The sequence below is a fragment of the Denitratimonas organivorans genome, assembly GCF_037478135.1.
Taxonomy (GTDB): domain Bacteria; phylum Pseudomonadota; class Gammaproteobacteria; order Xanthomonadales; family Xanthomonadaceae; genus Denitratimonas.
The window spans coordinates 247042-273246 of record NZ_JBBHDV010000002.1 but is presented as its reverse complement, the minus strand read 5'-3'; the positions used below and the strand labels follow the sequence as shown (position 1 = coordinate 273246).

General features: G+C 65.6%; 23 protein-coding genes and 1 tRNA gene. 12 read left to right on the top strand and 12 right to left on the bottom strand.

Annotated elements, in window-relative coordinates:
• Positions 1-50: 50 nt before the first annotated feature.
• The 3 genes from rpsA to WDB66_RS03525 form a co-directional block, all read right to left on the bottom strand.
• Positions 51-1727 carry a 30S ribosomal protein S1 gene (gene rpsA / locus WDB66_RS03535; protein WP_339397160.1) on the bottom strand — a complete coding sequence of 559 codons (1677 nt, stop codon included), beginning with the start codon at positions 1725-1727 and terminating at the stop codon, positions 51-53.
• 161 nt (positions 1728-1888) lie between these two features.
• Positions 1889-2587, bottom strand: a complete 699-nt coding sequence (cmk, locus tag WDB66_RS03530) for a (d)CMP kinase (RefSeq protein WP_339397159.1) — start codon at positions 2585-2587, stop codon at positions 1889-1891.
• The gene (locus WDB66_RS03525) at positions 2584-3783 is read right to left on the bottom strand and encodes an amino acid aminotransferase (protein WP_339397158.1); all 1200 of its coding nucleotides are present in this window, start codon (positions 3781-3783) and stop codon (positions 2584-2586) included. The genes cmk and WDB66_RS03525 overlap by 4 nt, the downstream gene beginning before the upstream one ends.
• Positions 3784-4075: 292 nt before the next feature.
• Here WDB66_RS03525 and WDB66_RS03520 point away from each other — a divergent pair.
• Positions 4076-4151 (top strand) — tRNA-Ala (locus WDB66_RS03520).
• 450 nt (positions 4152-4601) lie between these two features.
• Here the strand turns inward: WDB66_RS03520 and WDB66_RS03515 are convergent.
• Positions 4602-5198, bottom strand: a complete 597-nt coding sequence (locus WDB66_RS03515) for a YdbL family probable chaperone protein (protein ID WP_339397157.1) — start codon at positions 5196-5198, stop codon at positions 4602-4604.
• Between the two features lie 123 nt (positions 5199-5321).
• Entirely contained in the window at positions 5322-7373 is a 2052-nt protein-coding gene (locus tag WDB66_RS03510; RefSeq protein ID WP_339397156.1) for a translocation/assembly module TamB domain-containing protein, read from the bottom strand.
• A gap of 34 nt (positions 7374-7407) precedes the next feature.
• On the opposite strand from WDB66_RS03510, the gene WDB66_RS03505 reads away from it, so the two are divergent.
• The 4 genes from WDB66_RS03505 (at position 7408) to thrC (ending at position 13357) form a co-directional block, all read left to right on the top strand.
• Positions 7408-8202 (top strand): response regulator, encoded by a 795-nt coding sequence (locus WDB66_RS03505; protein ID WP_339397155.1) that lies wholly within the window; start codon positions 7408-7410, stop codon positions 8200-8202.
• Positions 8203-8460: 258 nt separating this feature from the next.
• A complete protein-coding gene (thrA, locus tag WDB66_RS03500) occupies positions 8461-10962 on the top strand; it encodes a bifunctional aspartate kinase/homoserine dehydrogenase I (RefSeq protein WP_339397154.1) in 2502 nt (833 codons plus the stop codon).
• A 200-nt stretch (positions 10963-11162) separates the two neighbouring features.
• Positions 11163-12074: a homoserine kinase gene (locus WDB66_RS03495; protein WP_339397153.1), complete on the top strand. Its 912-nt coding sequence runs from the start codon at positions 11163-11165 to the stop codon at positions 12072-12074.
• Positions 12074-13357 carry a threonine synthase gene (gene thrC, locus WDB66_RS03490; RefSeq protein ID WP_339397152.1) on the top strand — a complete coding sequence of 428 codons (1284 nt, stop codon included), beginning with the start codon at positions 12074-12076 and terminating at the stop codon, positions 13355-13357. The genes WDB66_RS03495 and thrC overlap by 1 nt, the downstream gene beginning before the upstream one ends.
• A 4-nt stretch (positions 13358-13361) precedes the next feature.
• On the opposite strand, the gene WDB66_RS03485 is transcribed toward thrC, so the two are convergent.
• The 3 genes from WDB66_RS03485 to WDB66_RS03475 all read right to left on the bottom strand — a co-directional run bounded on the left by WDB66_RS03485 (position 13362) and on the right by WDB66_RS03475 (position 14473).
• Positions 13362-13646, bottom strand: a complete 285-nt coding sequence (locus WDB66_RS03485; protein ID WP_339397151.1) for a plasmid stabilization protein — start codon at positions 13644-13646, stop codon at positions 13362-13364.
• Positions 13647-13663: 17 nt separating this feature from the next.
• A complete protein-coding gene (locus tag WDB66_RS03480) occupies positions 13664-13840 on the bottom strand; it encodes a hypothetical protein (RefSeq protein WP_339397150.1) in 177 nt (58 codons plus the stop codon).
• Positions 13841-13924: 84 nt separating this feature from the next.
• A complete protein-coding gene (locus WDB66_RS03475; protein ID WP_339397149.1) occupies positions 13925-14473 on the bottom strand; it encodes an isochorismatase family protein in 549 nt (182 codons plus the stop codon).
• Between the two features lie 110 nt (positions 14474-14583).
• Here WDB66_RS03475 and WDB66_RS03470 point away from each other — a divergent pair, with 110 nt between their 5' ends.
• The 7 genes from WDB66_RS03470 (at position 14584) to infA (ending at position 20531) form a co-directional block, all read left to right on the top strand.
• A complete protein-coding gene (locus WDB66_RS03470; RefSeq protein ID WP_339397148.1) occupies positions 14584-14976 on the top strand; it encodes a PTS sugar transporter subunit IIA in 393 nt (130 codons plus the stop codon).
• A complete protein-coding gene (locus WDB66_RS03465; RefSeq protein WP_339397147.1) occupies positions 14969-15238 on the top strand; it encodes an HPr family phosphocarrier protein in 270 nt (89 codons plus the stop codon). Before WDB66_RS03470 ends, WDB66_RS03465 begins: the two co-directional genes overlap by 8 nt.
• A 72-nt stretch (positions 15239-15310) precedes the next feature.
• Positions 15311-17029 carry a phosphoenolpyruvate--protein phosphotransferase gene (ptsP, locus tag WDB66_RS03460; protein WP_339397146.1) on the top strand — a complete coding sequence of 573 codons (1719 nt, stop codon included), beginning with the start codon at positions 15311-15313 and terminating at the stop codon, positions 17027-17029.
• 109 nt (positions 17030-17138) lie between these two features.
• Positions 17139-18092 carry a thioredoxin-disulfide reductase gene (gene trxB, locus WDB66_RS03455; protein WP_339397145.1) on the top strand — a complete coding sequence of 318 codons (954 nt, stop codon included), beginning with the start codon at positions 17139-17141 and terminating at the stop codon, positions 18090-18092.
• A gap of 310 nt (positions 18093-18402) precedes the next feature.
• On the top strand, positions 18403-19539 hold the full coding sequence (locus tag WDB66_RS03450; RefSeq protein WP_339397144.1) for a GNAT family N-acetyltransferase: 1137 nt from the start codon (positions 18403-18405) through the stop codon (positions 19537-19539).
• Positions 19520-20248 (top strand): leucyl/phenylalanyl-tRNA--protein transferase, encoded by a 729-nt coding sequence (aat, locus tag WDB66_RS03445; protein ID WP_339397143.1) that lies wholly within the window; start codon positions 19520-19522, stop codon positions 20246-20248. Before WDB66_RS03450 ends, aat begins: the two co-directional genes overlap by 20 nt.
• A gap of 64 nt (positions 20249-20312) precedes the next feature.
• Positions 20313-20531, top strand: coding sequence for a translation initiation factor IF-1 (gene infA, locus WDB66_RS03440; RefSeq protein ID WP_339397142.1), 219 nt, complete (start codon positions 20313-20315; stop codon positions 20529-20531).
• A 99-nt stretch (positions 20532-20630) separates the two neighbouring features.
• Here the strand turns inward: infA and WDB66_RS03435 are convergent, their stop codons facing one another.
• From WDB66_RS03435 to WDB66_RS03420, 4 genes are all read right to left on the bottom strand, one after another.
• A complete protein-coding gene (locus WDB66_RS03435; RefSeq protein ID WP_339397141.1) occupies positions 20631-22763 on the bottom strand; it encodes a hypothetical protein in 2133 nt (710 codons plus the stop codon).
• Positions 22764-22833: 70 nt separating this feature from the next.
• The gene (locus WDB66_RS03430; protein WP_339397140.1) at positions 22834-24687 is read right to left on the bottom strand and encodes a hypothetical protein; all 1854 of its coding nucleotides are present in this window, start codon (positions 24685-24687) and stop codon (positions 22834-22836) included.
• A gap of 274 nt (positions 24688-24961) precedes the next feature.
• Positions 24962-25171: a cold-shock protein gene (locus WDB66_RS03425; RefSeq protein ID WP_339397139.1), complete on the bottom strand. Its 210-nt coding sequence runs from the start codon at positions 25169-25171 to the stop codon at positions 24962-24964.
• A 301-nt stretch (positions 25172-25472) separates the two neighbouring features.
• Entirely contained in the window at positions 25473-25937 is a 465-nt protein-coding gene (locus WDB66_RS03420; protein WP_339397138.1) for a PA2169 family four-helix-bundle protein, read from the bottom strand.
• Positions 25938-26205 lie beyond the last annotated feature (268 nt).

The following is a 26205-nucleotide window of genomic DNA, read 5'->3' as shown; positions in this document are numbered from 1 at the left end:
CGTGGCCCGGCACGTGCCGGGCCACGCTGTGTGCAACATGTAACGCTGTATTACTCGGACTTGCCGCTGCCCAGCTGCTCGCGCAGCAGCGCGCCCAGCTTGGTGGTGCCGCCCGAAGCGCTCTGGTACTCGGCCAGGGTTTCGGCCAGCTCGGCGTCGTCCTTGGCGCGGATCGACAGCTGCAGGGTACGGCCCTTGCGATCCAGACCGATGTACTTGGCCTCGATGCTGTCGCCGACCTTCAGGTGCAAGGTCGCGTCTTCGACACGTTCCTTGGCGATGTCGTTGGCGCGGATGTAGCCCTCGATGCCTTCGGCCAGTTCAACCGTGGCGCCCTTGGCGTCCACTTCCTTGACGGTACCGGTGACGATGGTGCCCTTCGGATTGGCGGCCATGTACTGGCCGAACGGATCCTGCTCAAGCTGCTTGACGCCCAGGCTGATGCGCTCGCGCTCCGGGTCCACCGCCAGCACCACGGCCTCGACTTCATCGCCCTTCTTGAACTGGCGGACGATTTCCTCGCCGGTGGCGTTCCAGGAGATGTCGGACAGGTGCACCAGACCATCGATGCCGCCTTCCAGACCGACGAAGATACCGAAGTCGGTGATCGACTTGATCTGGCCGGAGACCTTGTCGCCCTTCTTGTAGATCGCGGCGAAGGCTTCCCACGGGTTGGCGCGGGTCTGCTTGATGCCCAGCGAGATGCGGCGACGCTCCTCGTCCACATCCAGCACCATGACCTCGACCTCGTCGCTGACCTGCACGACCTTGGACGGATTGACGTTCTTGTTGGTCCAGTCCATTTCCGAGACGTGCACCAGGCCTTCCACGCCCGGCTCGATCTCGACGAAGCAGCCGTAATCGGTGACGTTGGAAACCTTGCCGAACAGGCGCGCACCGCTCGGATAGCGACGTGCGATGTTGTCCCACGGATCCTCGCCCAGCTGCTTGAGGCCGAGCGACACGCGGTTGCGCTCGCGGTCGAACTTCAGCACGCGGACCTTCATTTCCTGGCCCACTTCCACCACTTCGGACGGATGGCGCACGCGCTTCCACGCCATGTCGGTGATGTGCAGCAGGCCGTCGATGCCGCCCAGGTCCACGAACGCACCGTAATCGGTGAGGTTCTTGACCACGCCATCCACGATCGCGCCTTCCTGCAGGCGCTCAAGCAGCTGCTCGCGCTCTTCCGAATGCTCGCTCTCGACCACCGCACGGCGGGAGACGACGACATTGTTGCGCTTGCGGTCCAGCTTGATGATCTTGAACTCGAGTTCCTTGCCTTCGAGGTAGACCGGATCGCGCACCGGGCGAACGTCGACCAGCGAACCGGGCAGGAATGCACGGACGTCCTTGATGTCGACGGTGAAGCCGCCCTTGACCTTGCCGCTGATGCGACCGGTGATGGTTTCGCCGGCTTCCATGACCTCTTCCAGCTCGTCCCACACCATGGCGCGCTTGGCTTTCTCGCGCGAAAGCACGGTTTCGCCGAAGCCGTTTTCCAGCGAGTCGAGTGCGACCTTGATTTCGTCGCCCACGCCCACGTCGATTTCGCCGGCTTCGTTACGGAACTGCTCGATCGGAACGATGCCCTCGGACTTGAGTCCGGCATTGATCACGACCACGTCGTTGCGCACATCGACCACGGTGCCGATCACGATGGCGCCGGGCTTCAGCTTGGAAAGCTTTTCGCTCTGCTCGAACAGTTCTGCGAATGATTCTGTCATTGGATGTTTACTCGGTTGGACACACGGACCGCATCGACGCGATCCACCTTTGTGCGACGCCGGAGCGTCTGGTTGGATGGAATGAACCGGGAACAGCTCCCGGACCGGTCTTGCAACGCGAACGATCCCGACAACGGGCACGCCCTGCGGCTTGCAGCCGCTCAGGTACGCTCGGATATCGGGATCAGCTCCAGCACGCGGTCTACGACGGCATCGACGGGAACCCCGGTGGTATCCACCAGTAGCGCATCGGGGGCCGGCTTCAGCGGGGCCACCGTGCGTTGGGCGTCGCGGGCGTCACGTGCCTGGATTTCGTGCAGCAAGGTGGCGATTGTAACGTCAAGGCCTTTATCCTTCAACTGCTTATGGCGCCTGACGGCACGCTCCTCGGCACTGGCAGTCAGGAATACCTTGTACGCCGCCTCGGGGAAGATCACCGTGCCCATGTCGCGCCCGTCGGCGACCAGCCCGGGCGGACGCAGGAAGGAACGCTGCTTTTCGAACAGTGCGGCACGTACCGGCGGCAGCGCGGCAATCGCCGAAGCGGCGGCGCCGGCGGTTTCGGTACGCAGTTCATCGGTCGCATCCACACCATTGACGAGCACCCGCGGCTCGCTGCTGCCTTCGCCACGGAACTGGATCACGGTGTCCGTCGCCAGTCGTACCAGTGCGTCCTGATCGGAGAAATCGGCATCATCCCAGCCGGCGGCCACGCCGATCGCGCGGTACAGCGCACCCGAATCCAGGTAATGCCAGCCCAGCTTTTGCGCCACGGCGCGGCTGATCGTGCCCTTGCCGGAGCCGGACGGCCCGTCGATGGTCAGGATCGGAATCGCAGCAGACGTGTCCGACGCGCTCATGCAACAACCCGCGCAATCGCGCTGGCCACGTATTCCAGATTCGACGTATTCAGCGCACTGACGCAGATGCGGCCCGAATCCACCGCATAGATCGCGAATTCCTCGCGCAGGCGCGCAACCTGGGCCTTGCTCAGGCCGGAATACGAGAACATCCCGGCCTGGCGGTCGATGAAGCCGAAATCCGGCTGGCCCTGCGCCGCCAGTTGCGTCACCAGACCCTTGCGCATCGCCTTGATGCGTTCGCGCATCGAGGTCAGCTCGCTTTCCCACAGATTGCGCAACGCCGCATCACCGAGCACCGCCGCCACCAGCGCCGCACCATGGGTGGGCGGGTTGGAATAGTTGGCGCGGATTGTCTGCTTGACCTGCGAGCGCACCCGCACCGCCTCGTCGGCATCGGCGCACACCACCGACAGCGCACCCACACGCTCGCCATACAGCGAGAACGACTTGGAATAGGAGTTGGCGATGAACACCGTTTCCAGGCCCGCCGCCAGCAGCACCGCGATGCCTTCGGCGTCTTCGGCGATGCCCCGGTCAAAGCCCTGGTAGGCCATGTCCACGAACGGCAACAGGCGTCCTTCGCGCAGCACATCGGCGACCTGCTGCCATTGGGACAGTTCCAGATCCACCCCGGTCGGGTTGTGACAGCAAGCGTGCAGCAACACCACCGTGCCCGGCTGCAACGCACGCAAACCTTCCAGCATGCCGTCGAAATCCAGCCCGTTGCTGGCCGCGTGGTAGTACGGATAGTCCACGACCTTGAAGCCAGCCGCGTTGAAGATCACCTGATGATTCGGCCAGCTTGGGCGGCTGATCGCCACCGTCGCGTGCTCCAGCGTGGCTTTCAGGAATTCCGCGCCCACGCGCAACGCGCCGGTCCCGCCCAGGGTCTGCGCCGTGACCACACGGCCGGCCGCCAGCAAGGCCGAATCGGCCCCGAACAGCAGTTCCTGCGTGGCACGCGTGTAGGAAGGCAGACCATCAATCGGAATGTAGCCACGCGCCCTGCCCTGTTCCACCAATGCCTGCTCGGCGCGCAGTACCGCCGCCGGCAATGTCTGCCGCCCCTGCTCGTCGTAGTAGACCCCGACCCCCAGATTGACCTTGGGCTCGCGCTTGTCGGCCAGGTAGGTATCGGTCAGACCCAGGATCGGATCGTTGGGAGCAAGTGCAACAGCGGAAAGAAAGGACACGGCGGAATCCAGATGAAAAGTTGGGAAAGGAAGGCCCGCAGGCGCGCACACGGACGCGGACAGGTCCACGACCTCCACACCCATGCAAAAACCACTCGCGGGCCCGCTATTGGACCACCTGCCCGGGCGGGACGCAAAGAGCAACGGGCCCGTTCACACCCGCGACCCGGACCGATCCGGGGCCGGATCATGGCCCCACACTCGGCGCCGGCATGTCTCCGCGCGCGCACCACGCTCGGCACATCCACGCTTGCCGCTCCCGAGCACCAGCCGTAGAATCAAGCTCCTGCATGGGGCGGTAGCTCAGCTGGGAGAGCGTCGCGTTCGCAATGCGAAGGTCGGGAGTTCGATCCTCCTCCGCTCCACCAATACTCCAATAAAATCAATCATATAGAATTGTTTTCGGGCAAACCCAACAACCAGCCTAACGATTGAAGAAGTATCGGATGAGGCCGCCATGTGCGGCCTATTTCTTGCGCACTGCCGTACAGGTCGCCGCTGCTACGGCACTGCCAGGGAACCCCTGAACAAGTCGGCAAGTGCATTTTTCGCCTCTTCTGGATCAATCACTTACGGTTGCTTGATTGGCAGGCTCGGGACTTGTTCAGACCTTCCTTGGCCCCACCACTCAGCTCGCCTTTTCCTTCTCCCGCGGGAGAAGATGGCCCGCAGGGGCGGATGAGGGTTTGGCCGTCATGACGTTTTGCAGGTCTGCCATAACGCTCCCCAACCCTCTCCCCCGCCATCGGGTGAGAGGGTGCGGTCTTGCTGAAACCCCTGCAGCCTGAATCCCTACGGGCTGATTCGGCGCGCGGGACTCATTTCTGTTTCCACGCCCCAGCCGCATCCTGGTACCACCAGCCGCCACGGGCGCTGTTGACCCACTGGCGGGCGAAGGTTTCGCGGATCTGCTGCTCCCATTCCGGGTGGCCGTTGGCGACGGCGATTTCACGGTAGACGGCGGCGCGGTCGCGGTTGTCGTCGGCCACGGCCTGATTGACGGTGGCGCGGTCCTTGAGGCCGAGCTTGCCGGCATCGCGCACCACGATCAGGCCGTCACGGCCAAAACCCAGTGCACCGCTATCGAAATGCGCAGCCAGCTGGCCCTGGAAGCGCTGTGCCATGCGCGCCTGGATGGCCTGGATCGCAGGGGTGCGGATCGTGATGTCCGGGGTCTGCGCCTGTGCGCTGCCGATGAAGAACGACAGCAGCGCCATGCCGCCACCATTGCTGGTGGCCGGGGGCACGTCGTCAACAGGAGTGGAAGGCGCGGGTGCATCATCGCCGATGACCTTTTCGACGAATTCGCGCGCCGCTTCCTGCACCTCGGCGGCAGGAAAATAGACGTTGATCGTGACGCAGGCCGACAGGACCAGCAGGCCGACGGCGGCAAGAAACCATCCAAACTTCTGCATGACACACTCCAAATGCGGGGGAACGAGGGTATTGGAACGGAAAGCGGTGACCCATGGGAACCGCTGCGACATGAACCGCGACCACGCGCTGGCCGGATACCGCACCGCCGGCGCGTCGTCATGTCAATCGAACACCGGCACCTGGCCCTGCGAGGCCGCCTTCAGGCGTGCCACCAGCACCGGCCAATCGACCCGGCCCTGATGGCCGATGACATGCACGCGCGGCAGGCCGGAACCTTCGACGATGTAGTAGCCGCCATTCTCGGCCGGGCCCACGCCGCCCATGGCGCAGACGTTGTTGGCCAGCACACAGCTCAGCCCGATGTGTTCGTAACCGAAGCTGGAAAACGCCTTCAGCACCTGCGCCTGCAGGCCCGCCGCCAGACCGCCGCCGCCGACTTCGGTCAGTTCGCGCACCGCACGCTGGCTGATGCGCTGACGCACGCCGCGCCGTTCCACGGTATGGAACGCGGCATCGAAGGCCACCGGCTCCCAGTCCACCAGCCGCAGGTCGTGGATGTGACCATCCAGCCGTCCGCTGATTTCGCCGATGCCGAAAGCGCCGGTCAGAGGTTCCAGATCCAGGCCACGCACATCGACGCTGGCGGCCAGCGTCGGCGCCACGCCGAAGGGCCGCTCCATCGCCAACTGCGTGACATGCACATCGCCACCGAACACTTCCACATGCAGTCCGCCGGCAAACTCCAGTCGGTCGTTGGCGTAGCGCACGCCGGGCAGTTCGCCGGAAATCCTGCCGCTGAAGGCGGGCCAGTCCAGTACCTGGCTCAGCTGCGCCAGATCCGCGTTTTCCAGCTCCAGCGCGAGCGCCAATTGCGCCTCGCCCTGCACCGGTGCATAACGCATCTGTTGCAGCAGAAGCTGTCCGCCCAGCAGCGGGATCGATACCGGCGAACGCAGTGCCAGGCCGCCGCCGCTGCTGTCCAGCGGCAGCCGTGCGGCACCCAGTTCGATGCGATGAAGATGCGCGCGCCGCCAGGCCAATTCGCCGCTGCCACTATCCGTATCGTTGCGCAATCGCAACGTGCCACCGATGCCATCGGCGCCGAAGCGTGCGTTGCCGTCTTCTATATCGACCGCCTCCAATGCCAGATCCAGCGCCTGCCAATCACCGCCGCTCCACTGCAGCTCACCGCTGGCGTTGCCGCCCAGTTGCAGTCCGGAAAAACCGAAACTGGCGGACAGTGAATCGAAATAGCGCGCGTGCGCGGCCCCCAGATCGGGCAGCGAAAACTCCAGTGCCGCCTCGCGCAAAGGCATGTCCTGTGCGGTATCCAGCTGCAGCCGGCCATCGAATTGCAGCACGCCCGGATCGCGCCAGCGCAGGCCTTCGACCTGCCAGCGTCCGGCAACGGAACTGGACAGGCGTGTCGCCAGTTCCACCGGCGTGGCCGGCAGTTGCGCGTACATCGGACCGAACAGGAATTCGCCACCGCGCAACTCCAGCGCCAGATCCAGCGTGGTGGCATCGGTTGCCAGACGCGCCTGTGCGCGGCCGGAAATGCCCGCACCTTCCGCCGCGATGCGGCCATCGGCACTGTCCAGGCCAAGCCCGTCCACGCGCAGCGGGCCACCGATGTCGATGCCCTCCGGATGCTGGCGCAGCGTCCATTGCGCATCGATCCGGCCAGCGGTGATGTGGCCATCCGACCAGGCCCGGGCCAGCAGTGGTGCGAGCCATGCGGCCGGCAGCGCGAGCACCTCGATGCCGGTTTCGGCATCGGATTGCAACGGCTGATGTGCCGTCAGCCGGGTACGGGCATGGGTCAGTTCAAGCGTCAGCGCACCCTGTTCCAGCCGTGCCGTCAGGCGCGCACCGGAAGCACTGCGCGCACTGACCGGGCCGGCGCATTGCAGCTCCTCGACAGCGGCACCTGAAAGTTCGCAGCGCCAGGCAAGATCGCGCCAGCGATACCCCAGTTCGCCGGCATCCAGTACCGCCGCGGTCAGTGAAAGTTCGCCGCTCTGCTGCCCGGGCGGCCAGCGCAGCGACAGCTCCAGTGCATCCAGCCGTGCGACCGGTGTGGCGACGCGTTCGGCCTGAGCCGTCAGCACCCTGGCCGAGGCTGGAAGCGTCCAGCACAGCACCAGCATCCACGCCATCAGCCACGTCAGGCGAAGGCCGGTGAGCTTGCATGCGGGCGGCGGGCTGTCCATGCTGCCGAGCATACCTGTACGCCCTGCCGCCACGATGAAGCCCGCCCTGCTCGCCGAGGACGATCCTGCCAGCCGCGCTTTCCTGAGCGAAGCGCTGCAGCTTCTGGGCTGGCAATGCGAGGCGTTTGAAACCGGTACGGCCGCCGCGCAGGCCGCCATCGCGCGCCGCTTCGAGGTACTGCTGCTGGACTTCAACCTGCCCGATGGCGATGGCATCCAGTACCTGCGCATGATCCGCAACCTGGATAGCCATGCCAGCTCGGATTCGCCGGCGCTGGCGCTGACCGCCGATGACGATGCACTCCTGCATGCCCGCCTGCGCAACAACGGATTCGATGCGGTGGCAACCAAGCCGCTGTCGATCGAACAACTCGGCCAGGTTCTCACCGGGCTCGGCCTGAATCCGGCCAGCGCAGACCGCCAGGACGACAGCCGCATCTCGGAAGCTGGCCACGGCGATTCCGGCTATCGCGCCGGCGAAGTGGCAGCTGCGTGGGAAGACCTGCCGCTCTGGGACGATGCCGCCGGCCTGGCCACGGTCGGCAACAACCCCGCGATTCTTTCCAGCCTGCGTGAACTGATGCTGCGTGATCTGCCCGGACAGCGTGATCAGATTCTCGCCGACCCGCATTCGCACGAAGCCCGCCAGCACCTGCACCGGCTGCGCGCGGCCTGCGGATTTTGCGGTGCCGCACGGCTGGCTGCGGCGGTCAACGCGCTCGAATCCGCGCTCGCACAGCTATCCGGCAGTGACGGGCCGGAAATCCGTGCCGCGATCGCGGCGCTGGAGCTTTGCATCCGCCAGACGCAGGCCCAGGCGCCAGACTGAAACACTTCCGCATACCGCACATGACTGCGCCGCACCCACGCCTGCCGGCACGGCTTGACAAGACAGGCGGCGGCGGGTTTAGCTTGGCCTCATGTTGCCCCGCACCATGACCATGGCCACGACGATTACCACCCCCACCGGGGTGCGTCCGGTCGTGCGCTGATTCCACGAACCCGGCTCCGCACCTCGACGAGGATGCGGGGCGCATGGCGAACCCATCCAACGCGAAGGCGGGCCACCACCACTCAAGGCCCCCAGATGAACGCGCTCCCTTCCGCTCCCGCCGCACCCTTCGCCGCCCCGGCTTCCGAACCCGTGTTCGCGCACAAGTTCGGCGGTTCCAGCCTGGCCGATGCCGAGCGCTACCGCCACGTCGCAAACCTGCTGGCCGAACGCGATGATCCGATCCAGACCGCCACGGTCTCGGCGATGCGCGGCGTCACCGATGCGCTGATCGCGCTGGCCGACAGTGCCAGCGGCAATGGCGACTGGCCCGCACAACTGGCCACCCTGCGGGAACAGCACCAGCGCACCGCGCAACAGCTGCTGGGCGATGGCGCCGATGCCACGCTGGCCTGGCTGGACGCACAGTTCCAGGATCTGTCCGCGCTGCTGGCCGCGATTGCGCTGCTGGGCCCTTCCGGCGCTGCGGCCAAGGAACGCGTGCACGGCCTGGGCGAAGTCTGGTCCGCGCAGCTGCTGGCTGCGGCATTGTCGGCGCTGGGTCAGGACGCGGTGGCGCTGGATGCGCGCGAGGTGCTGGTCATCGGCCGCAACGATCTCGGCATCGCGGTCGACTGGGACACCAGCGCGGCACGCCTGACGCAATGGCGTGCCACGCATCCGCAGCGGCGCATCGTCATCACCGGTTTCATCGCGCGTGATGCGCACGGTGTGGCGACCACGCTGGGCCGCAACGGCAGCGACTTCACCGGCGCAATCTTCGCCGCGCTGTTCGGCGCCAGCGAGCTGAACATCTGGACCGATGTCGATGGCGTGCTGTCAGCCGATCCGCGAGTGGTGCCCGACGCCGTGTTCCTGCCGCGCCTGTCCTACAACGAAGCCTGCGAACTGGCCTATTTCGGCGCCAGGGTGATCCACCCGCAGACCATGGCGCCGGCGATCGCGCGCAACCTGCCGATCCTGATCCGCAACACCTTCAACCCTTCCCACCCGGGCACGCGCATCGATGCCGGCGGCGACGAAAACGGCAATTTCCCGGCCAAGGGACTTTCACTGTCGTCCGATCTGGCACTGCTGAACGTGGAAGGCAGCGGCATGATCGGCGTGCCGGGCACCGCCGAACGCGTATTCGCGACGCTGCGTGATGCCAATGTCTCGGTGGTGATGATTTCGCAGGGCTCGTCCGAACATTCGATCTGCTGCGTGGTGCGCGCGGCGCAGGCGCAGGCCGGCAAGGCCTCGCTGCAACGCGCCTTCGCGCAGGAACTTTCGCAGGGCCAGATCCAGAGTGTGCAGGTGGAGGACGGCATCAGCGTGCTGGCCGCCGTGGGCGACGGCATGGCGGGCCGGCCCGGCGTGGCGGCGCGCTTCCTCGGCACACTGGCACGCGCCCACGTCAACCTGCGCGCGATCGCGCAGGGGGCGTCCGAACGCAATATCTCGGTGGCGATCGCCAGCAGTGACGAGAGCAAGGCGCTGCGTGCCGCCCATGCCGGCTTCTGGCTCTCGCCGCAGACGATTTCGGTTGGCGTGATCGGCCCGGGCAAGGTCGGCGCAGCGCTGCTGGACCAGCTCGCGCAGACCGCGCCGCAACTGCTGCGCGATTCCAATCTCGACCTGCGCCTGCGCGCGATCGCATCCAGCCGCCGGATGTGGCTGGGCGAACACGATCCGGACTGGCGCCAGCACTGGGAGCAGGCCGGCGCCGCCGATCTGGACGCCTTCACCGCGCACGTCTCGGCCGCGCACCTGCCGCACGCGGTCATCATCGATTGCAGCGCCAACCCGGACGTGGCCGAGCGCTATCCGGACTGGCTGGCGGCCGGCATCCACGTGATCACGCCGAACAAACATGCCGGTTCCGGCCCGATCGAGCGCTATCGCCGCATCCGCACCGCCGCGCGTGCCGGCGACGCCCGCTTCCGCTACGAGGCCACGGTCGGCGCCGGACTGCCGGTGATCCAGACCCTGCGCGACCTGATCGCCACCGGCGACGAGTTGCATTCGATCGAAGGCATCTTCTCCGGCACGCTGGCCTGGTTGTTCAACAAATACGACAGCAGCCAGCCGTTCTCGGCGCTGGTGCGGCAGGCGCATCAGCTGGGCTATACCGAACCGGATGCGCGCGACGATCTGTCCGGCACCGATGTGGCACGCAAGCTGGTGATCCTGGCGCGCGAGGCCGGGCGCGAGCTGAGCCTGGCCGATGTCGAAGTCGAATCACTGATCCCGCCGGGGCTGGAATCGGTCTCGCCGCAGGAGTTCCTCGAGCGCCTCGATATGCACGATGAGGCCATGCAGCAGCGCTTTGAATCGGCGCGCGCCAACGGCCAGGTGCTGCGCTACGTCGCCAGCCTGGACCGCAACGGCGGCGCCCGCGTCGCATTGCAGGCCCTGCCGCAAAGCCACGCCTTCGCCCACCTGAAGCTCACTGACAACGTGGTGCAGTTCACCACCCAGCGCTATTTCGACAATGCGATGGTGGTGCAAGGCCCCGGCGCCGGACCGGAAGTGACCGCGGCCGGCGTGTTTTCGGACCTGCTGCGCGTGGCGGCGGCATTGGGGGCGCGGGTCTAACCGATCTCCGATATTGTTCCCTCTCCCCTGCGTGCGGGGCGAGACGATCAGGGTGAAGGGGTGAGCGATGCAGGCGCGAGTGCTTTTGCACTGTCGCGGCGAAAGCCCCCTCGCCCCAGCCCCCTCCCCCGCACGCAGGGGAGAGGGAGCCAATCTTTCCCCATTCCCCATTCCCCATTCCCCTTTCCCCAGCCAGCCCAATGCCCACAGCCTTCTCCCCCGCCAGCATCGGCAACGCCTGCGTCGGCTTCGACCTCCTCGGCCACAGTTTTGCCGGGGCCGGCGATCATGTGACGGTGCAGCGCATCGACGAACCCACGGTGCGCATCCGTGCCATCCACGGCCTGGATCTGGCCTTGCCGCTGGAAGCGGCAGACAACACCGCCGGGCGCGCATTGATCGCATTGCGTGAAGCGCTGGCGCTGCCGTTCGGGTTCGAAATCGAAATCGAGAAAGGCATTCCGCTGGGCTCGGGGATGGGCGGTTCGGCGGCCTCGTGCGTGGCGGCGCTGGTGGCGGCCAATGCACTGCTGGAGGAGCCACTTTCGCGCGAGGCGCTGTACCGCTTCGCGCTGGATGGCGAATCGGTCGCCAGCGGTTCGCGCCATGGTGACAACGTCGGCCCGATGCTGCTCGGCGGGCTGGTGCTGACCACCGCCGAACGCATGGTCAGAATCGACGTGCCGGAAGCCTGGCATTGCGTGCTGGTGCATCCGGACCAGGTGCTGGAAACCCGCCGCGCGCGCGAAGCGCTGGCCGGCAGCTATGCACTGAACGAGTTCGTTGTGCAGTCGGCCAATCTGGCGCAGGTGCTGGTCGGCTGCATGCGCGGCGACGAGGCGCTGGTGCGGTCCGGCTTTGCCGATGTGCTGGTCGAACCACGCCGCGCTCCGCTGATTCCCGGCTTCGCGCAGGTCAAGCAGGCCGCTCTGGATGCCGATGCCTTCGGTGCGAGCATTTCCGGCGCCGGGCCGAGCGTGTTCGCCTGGTTCGCCAGCCGGGCTGCGGCCGAAGCCGCCACCGCACCGATGCAGGCCGCGTTCGCGCAGGCCGGTTTTCCCAGTCAATCTTATGTATCGCCGGTCGCCGGACCGCGTGCGGAGGTGCTGTGATGCGTTTTGTTTCCACCCGCGGTGACGCCGCGCCGGCCACGCTGTCCGAGGCCATCGCCGCCGGTCTTGCGCCCGATGGCGGGCTCTATGTTCCCGAACAGCTTCCCGTGCTGGCGCTGGCCGATTTCGAGGGCCGGCAATCCCTGCCGCAGATCGCCGCCAGGCTGCTGCGCCCGTTCTTCGAAGGCGATGCGCTGGCTGCCGAACTGGATGCGATCTGCGAGGAAGCCTTCGATTTCCCGGCGCCGCTGCGCGATCTGGGCGACGGCACCTTCCTGCTGGAGCTGTTCCATGGCCCGACCGCCGCGTTCAAGGATTTCGGTGCGCGCTTTCTTGCCGCCTGCCTTGCGCGCCTGCGTAGCGGTTCGGAAAAACCATTGACGATTCTGGTGGCCACCTCGGGCGATACCGGCGCTGCGGTCGGCGGTGCGTTCCACGGCATGCCGAACCTGCGCGTGCTGATCCTGTACCCGGATGGCCGGGTCTCACCGCGCCAGGCGCATCAGCTCGGAGCCTTCGGCGACAACGTTCGCGCGCTGCGTGTGGCCGGCAGTTTCGACGACTGCCAGGCGCTGGTGAAACGTGCGCTCAACGATGCCGAGCTGCAATCCCGGGTGCCGCTGAGTTCGGCCAACAGCATCAGCCTCGGGCGCCTGCTGCCGCAGATGAGCTATTACGCCAAGGCCGCGCTCGACCACTTCCGCGCACATGGCGAAAAACTCAATTTCGCGATCCCCACCGGCAACCTCGGCAATGCGCTGGCCTGCATCCTGGCGCGAAAGATCGGCCTGCCGATCGGTGAAGTGCTGCTGGCCACCAATGCCAACGATGTGCTGCCGCGCTTCTTCGATGGCGGCGACTACGTGCCGCAGGCCAGCACCGCGACCCTGGCCAACGCGATGGACGTGGGCGCGCCAAGCAACTTCGAACGCCTGCGCTGGCTGTATCCGGACGAGGACGCGCTGCGCACCTCGTTCCGCGCCATCAGTGTCGACGATGCCACCATCCAGGATACGATCCAGGAAGTCTGGGACCGGCACCTGTTCGCGATCTGCCCGCACACCGCCACCGCGATCTTCGCACTCGACAGCCTCGCACTGGACGGCAGCTGGGCGGTGGCCGCCACCGCCCATCCGGCCAAGTTCGAAAGCATCGTCGAACCGCTGGTCGGCGCCAAGGTCGCCCCGCCACCGGCGCTGGCTGAACTGCTGGCGAGGCCTTCGCATACCGATCCGGTTCCGGCTGATTACGCAGTGCTGGTGGAAGTTCTGGAAGGCGATTGACCGGCTATCCGTCAACCAGCCAGTTCGAGCGCGTCGGCAGTACCCTCTCGATCAGGATATCGGGCCCATCACGCCGGTAAAGGATCACGAATCGGCCATCGGCTGCCGGATAAACACGCGAATCGGGCAACGGCCCTGCACGCCAGGTCGCAATGCCCTCAAGCCGGTTGACGTCTGATTCGATACGGGCATCGCATTCGAGTGCAGCCGCGTGAATCTGTGGATCGGGCGCCTGCAATGCACGCACCAATGCTGATGTCAGAAAGCTGGCGCGGTCATCCAGCGCCATCGCGCTCCAGCGTACCGTCATGCGGCCCGGATGATGGCGGCCAATTGTTCCAGATGCCGCGCCTTGAGCGCATCCATCTGCGCCTTGGCATCTTCGGCAGAGATCGCAGGGCGCTGGTCGTCACGCGCCTGCATCAACGCATCACGCAACATCGACTCGGAGAGCTGCTCGGTGGCATCAACATGAACGGGCATGGCGGGAAGCTCCAGATTTCCACTGCCGCCCACTTTAGCGCGTTGGCATCCGGCACGCATCCGCAGAACTCCCTGCCGAAATGGCTACTTGACCAACTCCAGCATCCGGCGGAATTCCGGGTGCCGGGCCGAGCGGCACCATTCGAACGCCACCATTTCGGTGCTGACCAGATGTGCGCCGGCGGTCTGCAGACGCGCGAAGGCCAGATCGCGGTTGCGCGCGGTGCGTGAAGCGCAGGCATCGGCCACGACGAACACCTCGAAACCCGCCTTCAGCATTTCCAGCGCTGTCTGCAGAAGGCAGACATGCGCTTCGCAGCCGGCCACGACGATCTGTTCGCGCGGCGCGGCATCGTCTTGCGCCGGACGCAGCCAGGCCAGCAGGCCATCGTGCAATGCGCCGAAGCGGTGCTTGGCCAGCGTCTGGTCGCACAATTCGCGCACGCGTGGATCATTGCCGCCAAGCTTTTCCGGCACCTGCTCGGTGCCCCAGGCCGGCACCTGGAACAACTGCGCCAGACGCCCCAGCACGATGGCGTTTTCCAGCGCCTGCGCGCTTTCGTGGATCGCCGGCATCAGGCGATGCTGGTAGTCCACCAGCACCAGTTGCGAACGGGTGGCATCCAGCAGCATCGGGGCGTTCCTGTCGTGTGTCGGGACCGGCCACATTGCGTGGCCGATGCGGATGCGGTCAAGCCGTTGCGACGCTGCCGGATGTCATCGGCATTGGTTAGACTGCCGTGATGAACGTTGGTCTGCTACTTGTCACCCATCGCGGTGCGGCCTCGCACTACCCGCCCCTGCTGGAACGCCTGCTCGGCCGGGTGCCGTTGCCGCTGGAGCTGTTCGAACTGGATTTCGATATCGATCTGGACGCGGTTTTGCCGGACGCCAGCGGTGCCTTGCGGCGTGCCGATCAGGGCCAGGGCGTGTTGATCCTGACCGATCTCTACGGCGCCTCGCCGAGCAATCTGGCCGCGCGCCTGACCCAGCTCGGGACCCCGGCGCGGCGCGTCTCCGGGCTCAATCTGCCGATGCTGCTGCGGCTGTGCAATTACCCGGAACTGCCATTGGAAGAACTGGCCCTGACCGCCGTGGCCGGTGGCAAGACCGGCGTGGTGCTGGACCATGCTTGAACGCGAACTCACCGTCTCCAACCGGCTCGGGCTGCATGCCCGCGCCGCCGCGCGCGTGGTCAACCTGCTGTCCGGCTTCCAGAGCCATGCCACGCTGGAATGCCGTGGCCGCAGCGTCAACGCCAAGAGCATCATGGGCGTGATGCTGCTGGCCGCCGCACAGGGCACGCGCGTGACATTGAAACTGGAAGGCCCGGACGAAGCCCAGGCCATGGCGGCGGCCGAAGCCTTGTTCGCCAACGGTTTCGACGAACAGCCATGAAGCGTCCCGCCATGCCCGCCCTTCTTCCACCACACGGCCCGCGCGCCGTGATGCCTGCTTCCGGCCACTGACATGCGCCAGGCGCTTTCCGGTATCACCGTCGCCAAGGGCTTGGCGCTGGGGCGTGCGCGGATCCGCGAACCGCAGCGGCTGGATATCGAAGAGCGCCACCTTGCGCCAGACGAAGTCGATGCGGAAATCGAACGTCTGCATCAGGCCATCGCCAGCACCCGCCAGTCCCTGCAGCAACTGCGCGATCAGTTGCACGGCGCGCTGACCCCGGAACTGGGCGAATTCCTCGATATCCACGCGCTGCTGCTGGACGATCCGGAACTGCTCGCCAGCGTCACCGGCATGATCCGCGACGAACACTACAGCGCCGCGTACGCGCTGAAGCTGCAACGCGACCGGCTGGCGGCGATCTTCCAGGCGATGGACGATCCCTACCTGCGCGCGCGGCGCGAGGACATCGAACACCTGATCGGCCGGGTGCAGGCCGCACTGCAACCCGGGCCACACGACAGCGCGGTGATCGGCCTGGCCGGCGATGTGCTGATCAGCGACACCGTGGCACCGGCGGAACTGGCGCAACTGGCCGAACGCGGTGTGGTCGCGGTACTGGTATCGCAGGGCAGCCCGCTGTCGCACAGCGCGATCCTGGCACGCAGCCTCGGCCTGCCGATGCTGATCGTGGCGCCCGAGGCGCTGGCCGGCATCCACGAGGGCGCCGCGGTGATGGTCGATGCGCAGCACGGCCAGATCATCGTCGAACCCGGCCCCGACGACCTGCTGGAACTGCGCGAACGCGAGTTCTCGCTGGCACGCGAACAGCGCGCCCACGCCCGCCGCCGCAACATCCCGGCGCGCACCCGCGATGGCGTCGAAATCCTGCTGCGCGCCAATGCCGAATCGCGCGAAGACGTCGCCCGCGCGCACGAGCTGGGCGCGTCCGGCATCGGTCTTTACCGCACCGAATTCCTGTTCCTGCAGCGCCACGACGCCCCGGATGAAGAAGAACAGCTGATCGCCTACCGCGACGCGGTGCTGGGCATGAACGGCCGCCCGGTGACACTGCGCGTCCTCGATCTGGGCGCCGACAAGGCCGACAGCGCCGGCATCACCCTGGCACGCGAACCCAATCCCGCGCTCGGCCTTCGCGGTGTGCGCCTGGCGCTGGCCCGCCCCGAACTGTTCCGCACCCAGCTGCGCGCAATGCTGCGCGCCTCCGGCTACGGTCCGGTGCGCATCCTGGTGCCGATGGTCACGCGCCGGCGTGAAATGCTCGCGGTACGCGAACTGCTGGCCGAATGCCGCCGGGAATTGCTGGACGAAGGCCATCATCTGGCGCAGGACGTGCCGCTGGGCGCGATGATCGAAGTGCCGGCCGCCGCGCTCGGGCTGTCCGCGATGATCGACGCGATGGATTTCATTTCGATCGGCACCAACGATCTGGTGCAGTACCTGCTCGCCGCCGACCGCGACAACGACAGCCTCGGCGACCTGTTCTCACCGCTGTATCCGGCCGTGATCCAGGTGCTGGACCGGATCATTTCCAGCGCGCGCCGCACCGCCGTGCCAGCCTCCATCTGTGGCGAGATCGCCAGCGATCCGCACCACATCCGGATGCTGCTGGCGCTGGGCCTGACCGATTTTTCGATGCACCCGACCAGCCTGGCCGAGATCCACGCCGATATCGGCCGCTGCGACCTGGCAAGCCTGCGCCGGCGCCGCAATGCCCTGCTGCGCGCACCGGATCGCGCCCATCTCGAAGCCCTGGTGCGCAAGCTGTGACGGCGTCCACCCGCCTTGCATCATGGCCGCACGCCCCCATTCTTGTCGGTCCGGGCCGCATTCACGCCCTTCCTTTCCGCTTCCTGTTCCAGACACCGAGGTCCGCACCATGAGCCAACCCCGTCACGCCCGCGTCCTGATCCTGGGCTCCGGCCCGGCCGGCTACACCGCCGCCGTGTATGCCGCGCGCGCCAACCTGAAGCCGCTGATGATTTCCGGCCTGCAGCAGGGCGGCCAATTGACCACCACCACCGACGTGGACAACTGGCCCGGCGATGCGCAGGGCGTGCAGGGCCCGGAACTGATGATGCGGATGCAGGCGCATGCCGAGCGTTTCGACACCGAGATCGTGTTCGACCAGATCCACACCGCCGACCTGTCGCAGCGCCCGTTCCGGCTGACCGGCGACAGCGGCGAATACACATGCGACGCGCTGATCATCGCCACCGGCGCCACCGCCAAATACCTTGGCCTGCCGTCGGAAGAGGCCTTCAAGGGCCGCGGCGTCTCGGCCTGCGCCACCTGCGACGGCTTCTTCTTCCGTGAGCAGGATGTCGCGGTGATCGGTGGCGGCAACACCGCGGTGGAAGAGGCACTGTACCTGTCGAATCTGGCGCGCAAGGTGTATCTGGTGCACCGCCGCGACAGCCTGCGGGCCGAGAAGATCATGCAGGACAAGCTGTTCGAGAAGGCCGCCGCCGGCAAGATCGAACTGGTGTGGAACCACACCGTCGAGGAAGTGCTGGGCGATGACAATGGTGTCACCGGCATGCGCCTGCGTTCGACCACGGACGAAAGCACGCGTGAGATCGAGATACAGGGTTTCTTCGTCGCCATCGGCCACCACCCGAACACCGCGATCTTCGATGGCCAGCTCGATATGCGCGATGGCTATCTGATCACCCATTCCGGCCAGAACGGCAATGCCACCGCCACCAGCGTGCCCGGCGTGTTCGCGGCCGGCGACGTGGCCGACCACATCTACCGCCAGGCCATCACCTCGGCCGGCTTCGGTTGCATGGCGGCGCTGGATGCGGAGCGTTTCCTCGAACAGGCGGATTGATGTTGGGTTTCAAGACACGCTTGAGGTTGCGGGGAGTTTTTCTGCCTTTCCCACTTGCGGGGGCCAAACACAGGGGTTTCGAGCAGCGAGACTGCGAGCCTGTGAGCAACTGCTGACATGAAAGTCGGCAGGCTGGGTGCGAAGCGGGGCTGGGATGAGAGGGTTTTCGTGATAGCTACAAGAAAAAAGCACTCGCGCCTGCGCCGCTCGCCCCTTCACCCTGACCCTCTCCTCGCTCGCGGGGGAGAGGGAACGCGCCTGTCCAAACCGGCATGACACTCAAGGTTCACCGCCTGCGCGAATCTTTGCCGTGGCCGCATCACTCATCCTGACCGACACGCTGGCCAGCGTGCCCGCCGCGCAATGGGATGCGCTGCACGGAAGTGACAATCCCTTCGTGCAGCACGCCTTCCTGTCCGGGCTGGAGCAAAGCGGCTGCCTGCGTCCTGCCTGGGGCTGGACACCGTGCCACGCGCTGCTGCAGCGCGACGGCGAGCTGATCGCGGCGGCACCGGCCTACCGCAAGGACAACTCGCACGGCGAATTCGTGTTCGATCACGCCTGGGCGGCGGCCTTCGTCCAGACCGGACGCGACTATTTCCCCAAGTGGCTGGTCGCCGTGCCCTATTCGCCAGTCACCGGTCCGCGCCTGCTGGCCGCATCCGATGAGGCCCGCCAGCAGCTCGTCGTCGCGATGCAGCGGCAGTGCCAGGCGTGGGGCTGGTCCTCGCTGCATGTGAACTTCCTGCCAGAAGAGGAAACAGGCGCGCTGGATGACAGCTGGCTGGCGCGTCTGGACGTACAGTTCCACTGGCACCATCAGGGCTGGCGGGATTTCCCCGATTTCCTCAACGCGATGACGCACAAGCGCCGCAAGGCGATCCGTCAGGAACGCGAAAGGGTCCACCGTGACGGTTATTCGTTCCGCATCGTTCATGGCGACGAGGCCAGTGCCGAAGACCTGGCCGCGATGCACGATTTCTATTGCCTGACCTTTGCCGACAAGGGCAATTCACCGGCGCTGACGCTGGCCTTCTTCCAGCATCTGGCGCGCACGATGCCGCGCGCGCTGGTGCTGATCCTGGCCGAACACGAAGGCCGCAGCGTGGCCGGCGCACTGTGCTTGCGCAGCGCCGACACGCTGTACGGACGCTACTGGGGCAGCGAGCATCAGAGCCCCGGCCTGCACTTTGAAACCTGCTACTACCAGGGCATCGACTACTGCCTGCGCGAAGGGCTGCAACGCTTCGAACCCGGCGCACAGGGCGAACACAAACTGGCGCGCGGCTTCCTGCCGGAACTGACCTACAGCCGGCATTTCGTCGCCCATTCCACCTTCTCGCAGGCGCTGGCGCCATGGTGCGCGAGCGAGCGCGAGCAGGTGCTGCGCTATCGTGACCTGCTGCAACAACACTCTCCCTTCCGCGATGCATCTGCCACGCCTTGATCCCGACCCGGCCGCGCCATTCCCGCCGGCCGAACGCGCCCGCACCGAACCCGACGGCCTGCTCGCCTGGGGCGGTGATCTGTCGCCGCAGCGGCTGATGAACGCCTATCGCCATGGCATCTTCCCGTGGTTTTCCGAAGGCGATCCGATCCTGTGGTGGTCACCGGATCCGCGTACCGTGTTCGACACCGGCGCCCTGCACCTGTCGCGCCGCTTCCGCCGCGAGCTGCGCCGGCTGGACTGGGAACTGCGGCTGGATACCGTGTTTTCCCACGTGGTCGCGGCCTGCGCCGACACCCCGCGCCCCGGCCAGAACGGTACCTGGATCACGGCCCCGATGCGTCAGGCCTATCAGCAACTGCACCAGCTCGGCCATGCACATTCGCTGGAAGTGTTCGAAAACGGCACGCTGGTGGGCGGCATCTACGGTGTCATGGCTGGCAACGTTTTCTGCGGCGAATCCATGTTCAGCCATCGTAGCGGCGCCTCGAAGGTCGCACTGGCTGCACTGTGCCACCTTCTTCACAAGCACGGCACCGGCTGGCTCGATGCGCAGATGCATACCCCGCATCTGGCCACGCTCGGCGCCAGACAGCTTGCGCGACGCGACTATCTGGCGATCCTGCGTCAACCGGACCCGTCCGGTGCATTGCCGCCGGATAACTGGCAAGGCCTCTTGCGAGGCCTTCGTCCGGCGGATCTGGCATGAAAGCCACAACCATGCGATACTGGGGAGCGGATTTTCCGCCGCATTGCCCCAAACCAAAGAACGAATGTCAAAAGACGATTCCATCGAAATGGAAGGCTCGGTCCTCGAAACCCTGCCCAACACCATGTTCCGCGTGCAGCTGGAGAACGGTCACGTCGTGACCGCACACATCTCCGGGCGCATGCGCAAGAACTACATCCGCATCCTGACCGGCGACAAGGTCAAGGTCGAAATGACGCCCTACGATCTGACCAAGGGCCGCATCACCTACCGGATGAAGTGACCCGCACGGCGCCAGGCGCGCCAGCGGACATCAGACAATGAGAAGGCGGGAGCCCAGAGCCCCCGCCTTCTTTTGCGTGTCCGAAATTCACCGCCAGCATCATTCCGGCAGCGGCAGCTGCTCAAAACCATCGGCAAACATCGGTGGCTCGCCGGGCTCATTCGTAGCGGGAACCAGGGTCGCCACCTCGATCACCTCACCCTTGGGCGCATGCAGCCGTGCCACACCGGGTACAGGTGCCGCATCGCTTTCCACGCTGAAGCGGAACATCGTGCCCCAGTCCAGCGAGTTGGCGACGGCACCGACAGGCTGCCGACCGGAAGGCGCCCAGGCCAGACGCCCGGCGGTTTGACTGAAGCTCCAGTCGTTCGCCGGAATCCGGTCACCATCGGAGAAGCCGTTCGCACTGACCGGCACCGGCCCTTCAGTTTCAACTTCGAAACGGGTGAAACCGGCGTTGGACAGCACTTCCAGCTTGTTCGGGTCGCCGCTCTGCCCATCCCTGTACTGGATCTCGGCCACGGCGAAATCGAAGTTCGCCAGCACGTAGTCATAGCGCCAACCACCACCGTCCAGCGGCACCACCTTGACCGCCAGCCGGGCCTGGCCGTGTTCGCTTTCGATATCTGCACTGTGCTCGGTCGCGGTAGCGGTGCCGCGCGGCAACCAGCGGTCGATGGCCGGGCCAAGTTGCAGCTCCGAGCCTGGCCCGTTGCCAACATTCCACACGCTGCCGCTCCAGGTGAACGTGGCCGGACGCGTCTGCATCGTGTTGTAGATATTGATGTCGTCACGAACGACGTACCAGGACTCGAACCAGTAGCTGGCACCGGGGTTCTGCACGGGGCTGATATCGCGCTCATCAACCTGGAGGCGATAGGCCCAGAACGTGCAATCCGTCATTCCCGGAAGATTCGAGCAGGGTGAGCCGCTATCCCTGATGCCGTTGCAATCACGATCGAACACCGAGCCGCACCGCCCCCACTCCCCGGTGGCCGGAATGATCTCGCTGCGCGGGCCGAGATCTCCGACCGAATCGTTGTTTCCCACGCCGTAGGTATCGGCACAGCCGCGCCCGAGGATGTGCCCGGAACCGGGATGGGCGTCGCAGGCGGTGTTGACCGTCAGGAAGGCATGCTTGACGCCGGAACGGCCGACCTGATCGATCCGGCCCTGGGCATCGATGCGATACAGGTTCCAGATCAGGTACGGATGCTGATCGTTGTCGTAGGGCGCGAAATTGCCGGTGAACTTCTGGTGCCAAGCGACATCGGCCGCATACAACGCCTCGCTGCTGCCCAGTGGATCAGCCAGCATGCCGCCGGGCTCTCCTGCGGGACAGGGTGCAGCAGCACACGGCGTCGTCACACGGATGGTGCCGTCGTTGCGGTTGTTGCGCAGCGTCGAGGACGGGGTGAATACCACCTTGCCACTGCCCGACGGCCCGCTCGCATCGGGACTTTTACGGCTGTACTGCGCAGAAAAATAGTGCATCAGCACATCCGCCTCGTAGTATTGCTGCGGCATGGTGCCGGGCACCGGCTTGCCGGGCCAGCGCGACACCGTACCCTTGGCACTGGCAAGCGGCGCGGCCTCGCCATCGACATGCAGTCTGGCGTGCAATGTGAGATCGGCCACCGCCAGACCTTCCGCCTCCGACATGCCCAGACGCCGCGCCAGCGCCGGCGCCACCCGCAGATCCATGGTCTGGATCGATAGCTGCGGCGCGGCCTCGCCTTCGATTTCGTACATCATCCGGTCGATGTAGAACCACGCGTTGCCGTCGGCCGTCAGCACATCGAGCACGAAGCCGTTGTCCGCGCGCGGCACCAGGCGCACATCCCGCAGGAGGATGCGTTCATCGCCCAGTTGCAGATCGAAGCCGCCACGGAGGGTCAGCGAACCACCGGTAAATCCGGCAAAAGCGCCATCGCGGATCGCAAGGTCCAGCGCCGATGCCTCGGCAACCGCAAACTGCTCACGCCCGTAGACATCGGCTTTGCCGCCCCCGATCGCGGGCGATACGTCGATACCCAGGTCCGACATCAGATCGCGGTTCCAGCGGAAACGGGCCTGGCCGCCCCAGATTTTCCAGCGGGCCTGGTCGACAGCTGCAACCGCCGCAGCGCCGGTCCCCGGCTGTTCCACGGTTTCAGCATGGGTGAGCGGCACCACCACCGCCAGCGCAGCAGCCAGCAGGGTGGGACAAAGGAACTCGGGATATCGCTTCACTTCAGCACTCCAGATCGTCCGCCCGTTGGGCGTGCATTCGCGCCAGGGCATGGCTCCTTCCCCTGAGTTTTCATGGCCCGGCCACCGTCACCGCGTGCTGGCCGGCATCCAGTGGTGGCGAGCGACCATAGGTCGGGTTTTCCCAAAGGTCGTACATGTACTGGCCCCGCGTGCGATCCTGCGGACCAACGCTGAAGGGTCGGCCCGGACCATCGGCGCACAGATCATTTTCCGGCTGGAAACCGCGTTCCACCGCCTGATCGCGAAGGAATTCGATGTACTCCCTGCTCGCGATCTGGAATCTGAGCTTCGCCTCCACCGTCACCGGCCAGGCGACGCCTTCCGGCAACGGCACGGTGTAGCTGGCGATGTCGAAATTGATGCTGACACCAGAGCCGGGCGCGGTTTCCGGATAGCTGTAGGCATAGCTGGCTGTTTCCGGATCGTTGCCGCCAGTGAAGCCCAGCGGCGGGATGCGGTTGTCCTTGGCCACGCAGTTGTTGAGCGCGAAATGGAAGATGCTGCGGCCCTGCCCATCCGTGGTGCGGCAAGCTCCAATACTTTCATCCCACAGGCCCTGCTTGATCTCGTAGACCCTGGTCTGCGCATCAATGGCGAGATCGCCACTGTCCGGATCGAATGCGCCGTTGCGCCACAGCGATACGCCATCGGCATCGCGCACATCGACATCCAGCCACATGCGGCGGCCTTCGCCATAACCGGTCGGCAGCTTGTGCCCGGCCAGATTGGTCACCTTGACCTGCACCGCGAGCCCCGAGCCACTGCGAGTGGCCCGCGTTTCCAGCTGCGCGGTGCGCTCGGCCAACATTTGCGTGGCCCAGGCCGAAGTGCGGTCAAAAGCCTCGTCGCGGTACAGAAACGGGTATTCGCCCTTGAGCACCTGCGGAATCCAGGCGTTGCCACCGACAAACTCGTGCGTGGGCAGATTTCCAGTGCGATCCGGGCCACTGGTACAGGCCATCAATGGCGCCTTCGGATCCCAGGTCGGCGCTTCAGCCTGACGCATATGGCAGTGCTGGCAATGTTCCGTGCGTGCGATGACCTTGCCGGGTACGGCATCGCCACCAGGCTCCATGCCGTCGCGGAACAGGGTCGAGGCATAGCCGCTGTGCCGCCATTCGCTGTAGGTGCGTTCGACCGGGAAGGCCAGGCCGGTGTCCTGCCCCTGCGGCGTGCCGTTGGCCAGGATCAGGGTGCGGAACGGGCCGGATTCCAGCGTCGGCGAGGTCACGTCATGACAGCTTCCGCACATCGCGCTGTCGCTGTGCAGCGCGGAATGCTTCCAGGCATGGGGCGCGGTGTACGTGCCACCAGGGGCGGGCAACACATGCGGATAGGAATAAGGCCCGCGACGGCAGGGTTCGCCCCAGCCGTCGCAATCTCCGTCATCGAGCCAGATGTCGGCATTGCCGCTCATCAAGGGCTGCCCGAGCGGACCCTGCTCCATCAGCCGATGGCAGGCATGGCAGCCAACGCCGCCATAATCGCTTTCGGACGTGTCGAAACTGTCCGGCCCACCTTCCAGCAGGCAGCCCTGGAAGCCCTCCACCGTTTCGCCGGGCAATGGTTCCTGCCCGGGTGGTATCGCAACGGTCTTGCGCACCCGGCCTTCGTACCAGCCTTTTGGCGTATGACAGCGCAGGCACCACTCACCGATGCCTTCGGCGCCGTTCGCCGCACCATCGGCGTTGGCCACGTCCAGTGCCGCCCAGAACAGCGGATCGCGCGTGGCATTGGCCATCATCGAGCCGGACCAGCCATTGGCCGGATAGTGGTTTTCCTGCGGTCCACCGCCGTGGCAACCAGTGCAGGCCTGCGAACCTTGCAGCGCATGCGCCAGCCCGGGCTGGGTGCCCTTCGGGGTGAAATCGACGAATCCCGCCACGCCACGGGGAAGGTCCAAGGCAAAGGCCGCCACGGAAAACAGCAACAGCAACGCCGTCCATCCAGGCCACGATCCACGCATCCGAGCTACCCCGCAGGTTTTCCAGAACGGCTACCGGCCTTTCGCAGTTCGGGTCCCCCGACCCCTCGTGCCCACCTCCTAGGAAGTTGCCGGACAAGTTTTGCAGCGCGATCATGGCAGCGGCACGCGCCTGGCAACACGCTGCATCGCACAAAAAAATCGCCCGGCGAATGCCGGGCGATCCATCACGCGGGAAAATCCCAGAACCGTGTCAGAGTGGTTCGACCTGGTCGGCCTGATAGCCCTTCGGGCCCTGGGTCACAACGAAGGAAACCTGCTGGCCTTCCTTCAGCGACTTGAAGCCGGTGCCCTGGATGGCACGGAAATGCACGAACAGATCCTCGCCACCTTCGCGGCTGATGAAGCCGAAACCCTTGGCGTCGTTGAACCATTTGACTGTGCCGGTCTGACGATCGGACATGACAACACTCCTAGAAACCGATGACTGAACATTTTCAACCCGGAAACCGGGACTGGGATTGCAAGGAGTACGCGACGCGAAGCGATGGACAGATCAATCCGGATCCTGCCGCACCGGGCCACGATGCATTGTGACCCATGCAAACACAGCGGGCCTCTTATACACGTTTTCGTTTTGCGCTGCCAAGCACCCGCCTGCCGCCAATCGGCCGGTGTGCGCAAACAACAGCGCCGACGGTCCGGAAACCGTCGGCGCCTGATCCCGGCCGGGGCCGGAATGGCAACGGGATGCCCCGGAAGCCTTACTGCGCAGCCAGGCGGCGCTTGCGCGCACGCAAGCCTTCGTGCACAACGCGCGCCTTGGCTTCGTACTGCATCGCCAGTACCCGCACCACATAGCTGTGGTCGCGGTCATGGCGGATGCGCTGGATGCGGCCGAGCAGATCGGCCTCGGCCTGTTCGATCTTGGTGACCTGGTCCTGGCAGATGGCCTTCAAGCCGGTGCGCAATGTGCTGTAGGTGGCATTGATGTCGGACACCCATTCGGCCGGCTTGGCGGCGCGCTTGCTGGCACGCACCCGGGCGGTGCCGCCGGGCTTCACTTCCTGGCTGAGTTCCTCGACCAGGGTCGACTTGGCCCGGGCCATGCTGCGGAACAGTTTCCGCAGTTCGGTATCACCCACCTCCTCGGCCGCTTCTGCATAGAAATCGACGCCGTCACGGCTGGCTTCGATCAATTCGGGGAGAATGTTCAGCGATTCGCTCATGGAAAGCTCCTGCATGGCTGAGGGTGGGAGTGCCGCTGGCGCCTCAGGCCCCATCAGACGATGGAGAGGTGACTCGCGGCACGGCAATTGCGTTGACGGGCAACGCCGGTCAGGGTAGCGCGCGCGGCATAAAAACTTCGTTATTTACGCATGGCGACGACTGCACTGGAAGCGACAATTATATCACAATCAATAACTTAAGTAAAATATTTGACAATCAAGTATAAAATGACACCTGAACAGCACCCACTCCCGCCAGGCCAAATCC